This is a genomic window from Mesorhizobium sp. M7A.F.Ca.US.014.04.1.1 (assembly GCF_003998745.1).
Taxonomy (GTDB): Bacteria; Pseudomonadota; Alphaproteobacteria; order Rhizobiales; family Rhizobiaceae; genus Mesorhizobium; species Mesorhizobium ciceri.
In genome coordinates, this window is sequence record NZ_RZRW01000364.1 from 1 (window position 1) to 5,991 (window position 5,991).

At 63.0% G+C, this 5,991-nt stretch carries 5 protein-coding genes and 1 pseudogene; 2 read left to right on the forward strand and 4 right to left on the reverse strand.

Annotation, left to right across the window (positions count from 1 at the left end; all coding sequences use genetic code 11):
- The 4 genes and pseudogenes from EOA22_RS22060 to EOA22_RS22075 form a co-directional block, all read right to left on the reverse strand.
- Nucleotides 1–1,692 (reverse strand): annotated as a pseudogene (locus tag EOA22_RS22060) (calcium-binding protein); the annotation flags it as partial.
- Nucleotides 1,693–1,887: 195 nt separating this feature from the next.
- Nucleotides 1,888–2,415, reverse strand: coding sequence for an AraC family transcriptional regulator (locus EOA22_RS22065; RefSeq protein WP_063168904.1), 528 nt, complete (start codon nt 2,413–2,415; stop codon nt 1,888–1,890).
- The gene (locus EOA22_RS37740) at nt 2,416–2,778 is read right to left on the reverse strand and encodes a hypothetical protein (protein ID WP_063168905.1); all 363 of its coding nucleotides are present in this window, start codon (nt 2,776–2,778) and stop codon (nt 2,416–2,418) included. It abuts the gene before it with no gap.
- A gap of 613 nt (nt 2,779–3,391) precedes the next feature.
- A complete protein-coding gene (locus EOA22_RS22075; RefSeq protein ID WP_082826544.1) occupies nt 3,392–3,592 on the reverse strand; it encodes a hypothetical protein in 201 nt (66 codons plus the stop codon).
- A gap of 308 nt (nt 3,593–3,900) precedes the next feature.
- Between EOA22_RS22075 and EOA22_RS22080 the strand changes: the two genes are divergently transcribed.
- A complete protein-coding gene (locus tag EOA22_RS22080; protein WP_024502662.1) occupies nt 3,901–5,364 on the forward strand; it encodes a phosphatidylserine/phosphatidylglycerophosphate/cardiolipin synthase family protein in 1,464 nt (487 codons plus the stop codon).
- 108 nt (nt 5,365–5,472) lie between these two features.
- Nucleotides 5,473–5,991: endonuclease/exonuclease/phosphatase family protein (locus EOA22_RS22085; RefSeq protein ID WP_348629498.1), on the forward strand; the 519-nt coding region annotated here is incomplete at its 3' end.

The following is a 5,991-nucleotide window of genomic DNA, read 5'->3' on the forward strand; positions in this document are numbered from 1 at the left end:
GTTGGTGTTGCCCATGGCGACAGCGCCGTTGGCCTGGTTGGCGGCGGTGGCGGTCGCGGTGCCGTCGCTGTTGGCGATGTTGTTGGCGCCGCCGGTGAAGGCGCCGGTGCCGCTGGCATAGCTGGGATCGCCGATGGAGACCGCGCCGTTGCCAAAGGCGGTGTTGCCGGACCCGATCGAGACCGCCTTGCCGCCGGTCGCCACCGCATTGGTGCCCATGGCCACCGCCTCGGCGGAATCGGCCTTGGCGCTCGTGCCCATGGCGATGGCGTCCTGCGCGCTCGCATTGGCCGACTTACCAACCGCGGTGCTGTTTATGCCGCTCGCCGTGGCGCCCAAGCCTAGCGCGCTCGCGCTCGCTGCGGTCGCGGTGGCGTTGTTGCCGAGCGCGGTCGCCGAGACGTCCGTGGCCTGGGCTCCCGAGCCCGCCGCGACCGAGCCTACTCCACTCGACACGGCCGAATTGCCCAGGGCCAATGCGAAATTGCCCGAAGCCGTGGCGACGTTGCCGAACGCCGCCGAGTTTGACGCCGATGCATTTGCCTGGGGACCGACGGCGGCGGCATTGAGGCCGGCGGCTTGGGCCTGGAAGCCCACGGCTGTCGAACTGGTACCACTCGCAACCGAGGAAGCGCCCATTGCGGTAGCGAAACCGCCGGAAGAGACCGCATTGGTGCCGATCGCGATGCTGTTGGGCAAGGCCGTGTTGGCCTGAACGCCCGCCTGCGCGCCTAGGCCGAGCGCGATAGACTGGTTGCCCCAGGCGCCGGCGTTCCTACCCATCGCCGTGGCGCTCGTGCCCGTCGACTGGCTTTGGCGCCCGATCGCAATGCTGTCAACCTGAGACGCCAGCACGTCCGTGCCGATGGCGACGGCGCTCTCTTGAAGGGCGCCCTTTCCCGCTGCGGTTCGGTTGCCAAGATTGATGGCGTTGATCGCGGTCGAGGTCGCCTGGAAGCCGATGGCGATAGAGTTCTGCTGGCTTGCGACGGCGCTATTCCCTTGGGCAAGCGCATCCAGCCCGGACGCTGTCGCCCCAAACCCGAGCGCGGTGGCGCGCAGCCCGGTCGCCCGGGTAACATAGCCGATCGCCGTCGAGTTCGTTCCGTCGGCGCGCGCGTTCAGGCCAAAGGCGGCCGAGCCTGCGGCTGCGACCGAGTTGACGCCAATGGAGCTTGCTCCGTCTCCGACAGCCTGGGCGTTCCCGCCTATCGCGAGGGCGTTGACGCCGTTCGCGCCGGAGATGACACCTATGCCTATGGCATTGAGGCCATTGACACCCATCGCATAGCCGATGGCGATCGTGCCGTCGCCCGTTGCACTGTTGGAGATGCCCAACGCCACGCTGTTATTGCCATTTGAGGTGGCACCATTACCGATGGCGACGGCGTTGCCGCCTGTCGCGGACCCGCCGCCGGCCTGATATTGCGCCTGAGCTGGCGTCGCAGCCATGCCGATCGCGAAGGCGCCCAGCATCGCGGCCGCCGCCGACATCCCGCCGACGCCCAGCGTCCCCAGCCCCAGGCGCTTGCGCCCCATGCCAAGCACGCTATGAGCCATGCGCAGCACCGCCATCAAGCGGCGGCGAACCGAGCGGGAGCGAGGATCGCCATTCGCGATCCAGTGCCCGGCGAAATGCGCCGCGCGATGCTGAACTAGAAGCGAGCCGTTCGAAATCTGATTGTCGGTCATGGTCCCTCTCCGCTGGCCGGCACGAAATGTCTGACAATTCCGCTCTATCGCAGGAAGACATGATTCCTGCCCGCGGTATTTCACGAAATTGCTGTCTTGTGAGAAAAGATCGGAGCAAACCGGCAGAGGTTAACAGCTCGTTACCTTAGAGACTGCTTTAAAACTAGGCAAACAAGCAATTCCATGAGCGCCGTCTCATCTAACCTTGGCGTTAAGCTTGCCCACCCGTAGCTGCAGCGGCGTCACCTGCCGGTATTTCTTCATGGCGGTGGTAAAATGGCTCTGGCTCGAAAATCCGCAGGAATGAGCGATGTCCGTGATGGTCATGCGGCTGTCGGCAAGCAGCCTTTCAGCGAGGTCCAGCCGCAAATCGAGAACATATTGATGCGGCGGCACCCCGAACGTCCTCGAGAAAGCCCGCATGAAGTGATAGGGTGAAAGACCGCAAACCGCGGCCATCTCGGCAAGCGCCAGCTTGCGCGTGAAGTTCTCGTTCAGGAATTCCTGCACGCGGCGCGTGCTGCGAACCGAAAGCCCGCCTTTCGCGTTGAGCGTCGGTTGTCGCGAATTGGGTCCGGAAACCGGTCCGGGGACACCATCCTCACCCGGCATTTTTCGGCCTCCTGATTCGTCCCAGATGAGGTTCAACCCTAGGCTTCCTTCCGCGTTCCCCTGAAAAACAAATCGTGATTGATCGAAGCTGACCGGCGTAGCCAACCCCATTCATGAGAGCGTTCCGGCCGGACGGCGTACAACGCGCGGACTGCATGACATTCCAGACGATTCCTGCGGAGCTTGGGGCGGATTTGCAGCAAGATGTATTCTGGAAAACGCCGCAAGGCGCCTGTTGCGGCCTGGGTGGGTGCGCAGCAGATCGGCCGGGTCGACCGTGCCGAAAGCAGGCGGATCGAGTTCGGCGAGATCGAATTCATGCACGGCCAATTGCGCCAGCGCTTCGGGAGCGATGGAAACGACGGCGTTCTCCCGGGTCAGGGACCAGGCCGGCTTGCTGTCCACACCCGCCGGATTGACGACGCGACATCCGGTCGGCGTATCGTACCGCGTGATCCGGTCGCTGCCGAGCAAGGCTCTCGATCGGCGTGCGGGCCGCAGCGCAATTCCAGTGGAATGCTCTTTGGCCGGGAATGTCTGCGAGACGGGATCGCGGGCTGAGTCTATGACACTCCGCGCCGCGGTGGCCCTCCAGGGGCCTGCGCTTTCAGGGATTATGTCCAGGACATATCGAGCTGTCCGTTCTCGATTGACGCCCTGGGAATTGCCGCCTTCCCGAGCATCGTCCGTATTTTCCATTGCCTGGCCTCAGCCGCTTGTCTGTCGCCTGAAATCCCCCTTAGCCCGACCCGGATCCAACGTAACGCACATGCTGTGGATAGTGAATAACATCCGTACGCAAACAAAAAATTTTGTTCGGGATAAAAGCCCCTCGGGGCGAGGAACCCAGGCCTTTAGGTCGCGACTACGGGTCAACAGGTTCCTCTGGACCCTTCGGCGCATTGGCTGACGGAGCATCAAACGAAAAACCCGCCTGCTCGGCGGGTCACTGGCGCAAATCAGCACCATGCACGAATATATACCTTAGCTGAGATCACCGTGTCAAGAAAAAATTCCTACCGCGAAAAGCTGCCGACGCAAAGCCGCGACACCGCCAGCAATGCAGAGCTACCAGATTGGCTACCGGTCATTGCAGATCGTCGCGACGATTCTCATACAAATCCCATGCAAGTTCGACAAACCCCAGAAGAACGTCCTCCTCGCTCCATCCGGCAGCGACGGCCGCCTGGACGATCTCGCGGACGAGAGGCAGCAATTGGCGTTGGCATTCTGCCGACGTGTCGGCAACTATGTCATCGCCGGGAGGTTCATCGAAGTTGAATTTCATCGTTAGGCGCCCCCCTCGCCATCAATCAAAGTGTTCATATCATTAAGTTCATTCATCCTGATATACAATAGAGGTCGCACCAAAGCATAAGAGGCTTCGGAGGCTCTGAGCAGAACAGGATGATGCCAGGCTCTATGCTTCCGCTAGGTCAGGTTTGTCCTTCTGAACAGGGTCCGTTGGGAAGCTTCTACCCATCAATCTCTGCGGCTGGTCGAAACCTTCGGCCAGGGCCGCATGCCACCATCCGGCGAATGCGCGGCAGGACCGGCCGCATTGCCTTCTGCAACCGCTCGCTGGATAGTCTCGGCATGTTGGCGACCCTGGCGACTCACTGGCCGCAAATTCTGGCGATCATCTCCGTGGTGATGGCGACGGTCGGCATCGTCCATGCCGTCATGACCAAGGAAGATGTGCGCGCCGCCACCGGCTGGGTCGGCGTGATGGTGCTGTCCCCGATCCTCGGCGTGCTGATCTACGCCGTCGCCGGCATCAATCGCATCCGCCGTGCCACGATCACCGCCCAGCGCCCGTTTGCCGACGGCGTGGTGTCCGCCAAGCATGAGCGCGACGTCGCTGTCGAAGAGGCCCTGATCGTCGAGCGATACGGGCAACGGTTCACGGGCTTGCGGACACTCGGCGACAGGGTGGCGCGGCGCGCGCTCAACCCTGGAAACGCAATCGATGTGCTGGAGACCGGCGACGAGGCCTATGCCGCCATGTGCGCGGCGATCGACGGCGCCGAGCGCAGCGTCCTGCTCGAGACCTATATTTTCGACAATGACGCCGTCGGCCTGCTCTTCGTCGAGGCGCTGGCCGGCGCCGTCCGGCGCGGCGTCACCGTCCGCGTGCTGATCGATGCCGTCGGCGCCCGCTACTCGGTGCCGAGCATCCTGGGGCATTTGCGCGAGGCCAACATCCCCGCCGACGTCTTCAACGGCAACATCGTCATGGGCCTGCGCCTGCCCTACGCCAATCTGAGGACCCACCGGAAGATCCTGGTGGTGGACGGCATCGCCGCCTTCACCGGCGGCATGAACATCCGCAAAGGCTTCTCCGCCGAATTCGCCGGCTCCAACAGCGCCAGGGACACACATTTCCGGGTGACCGGCCCGATCGTCGCCGACCTCTTTTCGGTCGCCGCCGAAGACTGGCGCTTCGCCACCAACGAGGCGCTGAAGGGCGACGCCTGGCGCATTGCCCCGCTGTCGCCGTCGCCAGGCGCACCGATGATGGTGCGGGCGGTCGCTTCCGGCCCGGATGCCAGCAACGAGACCAACCACAAGCTGCTGATCGGTGCGTTCTCGGTCGCCCGCAAGTCCATACGCGTGATGTCGCCCTATTTCCTGCCGGATCGGGAACTGATCAGCGCCCTGATCACCGCCGGCAGGCGCGGGGTCGAGATAGACATCGTGGTGCCGGCGGTGAACAATCTTTTCCTCGTCGACCGCGCGATGATGGCGCAGTTCGATCAGGTGCTCAAACACTATTGCCGTGTCTGGCGAACCGAGGGACCATTCGACCATTCGAAGCTGCTTTCGATCGACGGCGTGTGGGCCTATGTCGGATCTTCCAATCTTGACGCCCGATCGCTGCGGCTCAATTTCGAGATCGACTTGGAGGTGCTCGATGCCGGCTTTGCCAGCGAGATCGAGGCGCGGATCGGGTCGGCGATTGCCTCCGCCGTGCCGGTAACGCTGGAAGCCTTGCGAGCCCGGCCGTTCCTAATCAGGCTGTTCGACCGGGCATTGTGGCTCGGTTCACCCTATCTCTAAGGCGGAGGTGCGCTTGAGGAACTCGTCTGTCATGGAACATACGCCGAAATTGCCTATTTTGACTGTATCCGGCTTCTGAATTGAAGCCAGCGAGAACGAGCAGCACAGATGCACAGAATTGGACGCAGCCTCCCGGCAAGCATGCTTCTGTCCCTTCGTGACCGCCGGATGCAGAAAGCTAACGCCGCCGCACTCAAGACGACAGCCACCACCGGCACGCTGGTTGCCTCCTACAATGTCCATAAATGCATCGGCGTCGACAGGAAGTTCGATCCGGACCGGACCATCCGCGTCATCCGCGAAATCGATCCGGATGTCATTGCCCTGCAGGAAGCCGACAACCGCTTCGGCGACCGTGATGGTCTTCTCGACCTGCCCCGGCTCGAACGGGAAACCGGACTGGTTCCGGTGCCGATTTCCGCCACCGGCAAGGGCCATGGCTGGCATGGCAACGTCTTGCTGTTCAAGAAGGGCGTCGTTCGCGACGTGCACCAGATCAAGCTTCCGGGGCTGGAGCCGCGCGGCGCGGTGGTGGCGGAGATCGACCTCGATGGAAGCCGGACGCTGCGCATCATCGCCGCCCATCTTGGCCTGCTGCGCCGCTGCCGCTCCCAGCAGGCTCGCGTC

What these genes read in the sequence shown, in the direction of transcription:
- EOA22_RS22065 (WP_063168904.1), bottom strand. Translation starts at nt 2,415, where the DNA reads ATGGGGTTGGCTACGCCGGTCAGCTTCGATCAATCACGATTTGTTTTT.
- EOA22_RS22075 (WP_082826544.1), bottom strand. Translation starts at nt 3,592, where the DNA reads ATGAAATTCAACTTCGATGAACCTCCCGGCGATGACATAGTTGCCGAC.
- EOA22_RS22080 (WP_024502662.1), top strand. Translation starts at nt 3,901, where the DNA reads ATGTTGGCGACCCTGGCGACTCACTGGCCGCAAATTCTGGCGATCATC.